The organism is Bartonella sp. AP3QHHD (genome assembly GCF_042195765.1).
Taxonomy (GTDB): Bacteria; Pseudomonadota; Alphaproteobacteria; order Rhizobiales; family Rhizobiaceae; genus Bartonella.
This window is the reverse complement of sequence record NZ_JBHIPC010000048.1, coordinates 1-2958: the sequence shown is the minus strand read 5'-3', so window position 1 is coordinate 2958 and position 2958 is coordinate 1. Positions and strand designations below refer to the sequence as shown.

Sequence of the window (2958 nt, the reverse complement as noted above, 5' to 3'; positions counted from 1 at the left end):
TCGTCAACCTCGACAACTTCAACACCGTGTAGAAAACCTGTTGCCATACTTTATGCTCCTTTAAATGAGGGGTGAATGAAATGAATGGGAAAAAATGAGAGAATGATTGCTGTGTTTGTTAAACTGGCATTACGATAAAAAATTATCGAAAATAGATTGACATTATTTCTACAATGTGTATTTTCGAATCAGGTGCTTGAAAAACACCTTAAAGCAACTAGCGGATGGATTGCCGAAACAATCTCTTCTCCGCCAACTAAAAGTTTTGACTCATTGTATGTTACACGCATATAATGGCATTGTCGGGTGTGGTTACGCTATACAATACCCTTTATGGGAAAGGCATAACGACGGGCTAGTTGCCGTGTTTTTCAGCGCCCGGCACTCTCTTTAGAGTGTCAATGAAAAACATCTAACAACTAGGAGTTCACATGAACACTCTTATAGAAATTACAGAACAAGTCATTGATGGCGATGCGATTCAGACAGTAAATGCACGTGATCTACATGCGTTTTTAGGAGTAGGTAAAAAGTTTGCAGACTGGATTACTGAACGCATCAACAAATATGATTTTGTCGAAAACAGAGATTATATAGTTTTTCCCAATTTTGGGAAAAACCTCCAAGGTGGTCGTCCCTCTAAAGATTATGCTCTCACTTTAAGTGTAGCCAAAGAACTTTCTATGGTGGAGAACAATAAGAAAGGTAGAGAAGCTCGTTTATATTTTATAGAATGTGAAAAACGTGCAAAACAAGTAGCAACACCACGAATAGATCTTGCCAATGCATTGGAAAATCCTCTTACGATTAAACAGCTCCTTTTAGAGAGTATCAATCAATTAGAAGACTTAAGAAATGAGGTGAGTACACTCAAGCCTAAAGCAGAAGCTTTAGAAGGCTTAAAACGCTCTGATGGGCTGTTCGGTCTTATTGAAGCAGCGAAAATGCTTGAAGTACGACCAAAAGATTTAACAGATTACTTGCGGAAAAATGATTGGGTCTATCGACGGGCTCCAGGGGCGCCTCTATTACCTTATCAGGATAAGATAAAGAAAGGATTCATGGATTGTCCTGCTATTACCATTCAAAGATCGGATGGTACAGAAAAGGTGCTGCCTTCAACAAAAATCACACCAAAAGGATTGGCATGTTTAAGAGAACAAATCTTTGGGGGTGTGCAATGAATACCAGTATCGACTTTTTATGTGATTTATGGATGGCATTGTTTCAGTTTTCTGATCGTGATGATGTCGAAGATAAAGCTTTTAATGCTCTCATTGAGACCATGGATGCAATAGAAAAAGCTTTGATTTTAAAACTTCAAGATGAATCACCAAACGCACTCAGAGTTCTGGTAATGATTACAAATTTTGGATCTTTAAAACCTCCTTCTATTATGGAGCCTTTGTTGAAAGCTTACGATCCGAGTTTGAAAAATTCTGTTAAGAAAGCTGCTTAACTTTAAAAACATGATTTTATCTCCTCGTCTTTTAGGCGGGGAGGTGGTTAACAGTATAAAATATCTTCACATAATACACATTATACGTATAATACGTATTATACATTAAAGATAGGATGTGCATATGAAAAAATATAGTTTTACAGATGTAAACCGCGGGGCAGGCGATATTTTAGACGAGGCTATGTCTACACCTGTAGCTTTGACAAAGCGAGGGCGTGAAAAAATCATTATGCTTCCTGTTGATTTATATCATGAATTAATAAAAGCGCGTTCTGGTGCACAATCTTTTGTTTATGCAGATGCACCGCAAAATATATTAGACGATTTAGATCGTGGTTTAGATGATATTTTAAATGGCAACGAACATGTTTAAAGCGGGGGATGTTGTTCAATATTATTATTTATCCAGTATTCCATAAAACATTATCCCTTGAGAGTGAGGAAGAGATCAAACAGCGTGAAGTGTTGGAACTTTGCTAACATTTGTTTCACGTTCAGCATGCCAAGCGTCATAATTAGCTTGCATACGTAACCATATAGCAGCTCCATCACCAAACATTTTGCCAAGACAAGCGGAAATAGCAGGAGAAACAGGCTTTTTTGCGTTCAGAATATCGTAGAGATGTTGGCGTGATATACCAAGCATCTGCGCAATTTCTGATTTTGTTTTGCCTGTCTCAGGAATAATTTCTGCTAAAACTTCTCCTGGATGAGTAGGACAACGGTTTTTATCTCTTTGTGCAGGAATGTCATTCATAACTGTATCCTTAGTGATATTGTTCAAGATCAACACGGTAAGCATTACATGAGTCAAATTCAAAGGTAATACACCATGGTCCGTTAACGTGGACAGTGTAACGAGTGGGTGAATATCCAATCAAAGAATGAAAGTTGAATCCTGGAAGATTCATATCTTCTGGTCTTTCAGAAATATCTAAACGATCAAGACGAACCATGATACGTTTTACAAGTTTCTTATCAATCTTGGATGAATTTCCCGTTTTGAATAATTCTGCCAATGTTTTGCTTTTAAACGTTTTAATCATTCTTTTATATAGCGTAAAATACTGTTAATGTCAACAAATAGCTTACATTATAAGTGCTAAAATGGAAAAAACAGTAACATCCCATTAGAAACCCTTATCGTCTAGACTTGTTTTTCTTTTCTCCACCTCATGCGTAAAGAGAAGAATAGGTGCATGGAGGGGATAAATTTGCACGTTAACATCAAGGATTTTACAAACATACCAACGGCTGTCTGATCAAATATTGCTAAAAACTTAGATCCCTTGCCATTCTTAATAAAGTGAATACGAAGTTTAAATTCTATTGTCATTTTGCTCTCCAAATTAATGAAGAGACCATAACAATCATCTCACTCTCTCATAAGACTGACACTGTCAGTCAAAAAGCTCTTTAAAGGGCTTTAAAAGGGCTTAAAATCATACAAGCCAGCTTATACAACAGCTATCAATTTGACTTGCGCTATTTTTGGT

Annotated in this window: 5 protein-coding genes; 3 read left to right on the top strand and 2 right to left on the bottom strand. The window is 36.8% G+C overall.

What is annotated here, in order from left to right; all coding sequences use genetic code 11:
- Positions 1-431 precede the first annotated feature (431 nt).
- The 3 genes from ACFIL7_RS02625 (at position 432) to ACFIL7_RS02615 (ending at position 1835) form a co-directional block, all read left to right on the top strand.
- Positions 432-1184 (top strand): antA/AntB antirepressor family protein, encoded by a 753-nt coding sequence (locus ACFIL7_RS02625; RefSeq protein ID WP_375632899.1) that lies wholly within the window; start codon positions 432-434, stop codon positions 1182-1184.
- Positions 1181-1459: a hypothetical protein gene (locus ACFIL7_RS02620; protein ID WP_375643784.1), complete on the top strand. Its 279-nt coding sequence runs from the start codon at positions 1181-1183 to the stop codon at positions 1457-1459. Before ACFIL7_RS02625 ends, ACFIL7_RS02620 begins: the two co-directional genes overlap by 4 nt.
- Before the next feature lie 124 nt (positions 1460-1583).
- Positions 1584-1835, top strand: a complete 252-nt coding sequence (locus ACFIL7_RS02615) for a type II toxin-antitoxin system Phd/YefM family antitoxin (protein WP_375632903.1) — start codon at positions 1584-1586, stop codon at positions 1833-1835.
- 75 nt (positions 1836-1910) lie between these two features.
- Here ACFIL7_RS02615 and ACFIL7_RS02610 read toward each other — a convergent pair whose 3' ends face one another.
- Positions 1911-2219 (bottom strand): HigA family addiction module antitoxin, encoded by a 309-nt coding sequence (locus tag ACFIL7_RS02610; RefSeq protein WP_273721170.1) that lies wholly within the window; start codon positions 2217-2219, stop codon positions 1911-1913.
- Between the two features lie 10 nt (positions 2220-2229).
- A complete protein-coding gene (locus ACFIL7_RS02605; RefSeq protein WP_375618870.1) occupies positions 2230-2508 on the bottom strand; it encodes a type II toxin-antitoxin system RelE/ParE family toxin in 279 nt (92 codons plus the stop codon).
- Between the last annotated feature and the right edge of the window lie 450 nt (positions 2509-2958).

Coding starts and splice junctions, on each gene's coding strand:
- ACFIL7_RS02625 (WP_375632899.1), top strand. CDS start 432: ATGAACACTCTTATAGAAATTACAGAACAAGTCATTGATGGCGATGCG.
- ACFIL7_RS02620 (WP_375643784.1), top strand. CDS start 1,181: ATGAATACCAGTATCGACTTTTTATGTGATTTATGGATGGCATTGTTT.
- ACFIL7_RS02615 (WP_375632903.1), top strand. CDS start 1,584: ATGAAAAAATATAGTTTTACAGATGTAAACCGCGGGGCAGGCGATATT.
- ACFIL7_RS02610 (WP_273721170.1), bottom strand. CDS start 2,219: ATGAATGACATTCCTGCACAAAGAGATAAAAACCGTTGTCCTACTCAT.
- ACFIL7_RS02605 (WP_375618870.1), bottom strand. CDS start 2,508: ATGATTAAAACGTTTAAAAGCAAAACATTGGCAGAATTATTCAAAACG.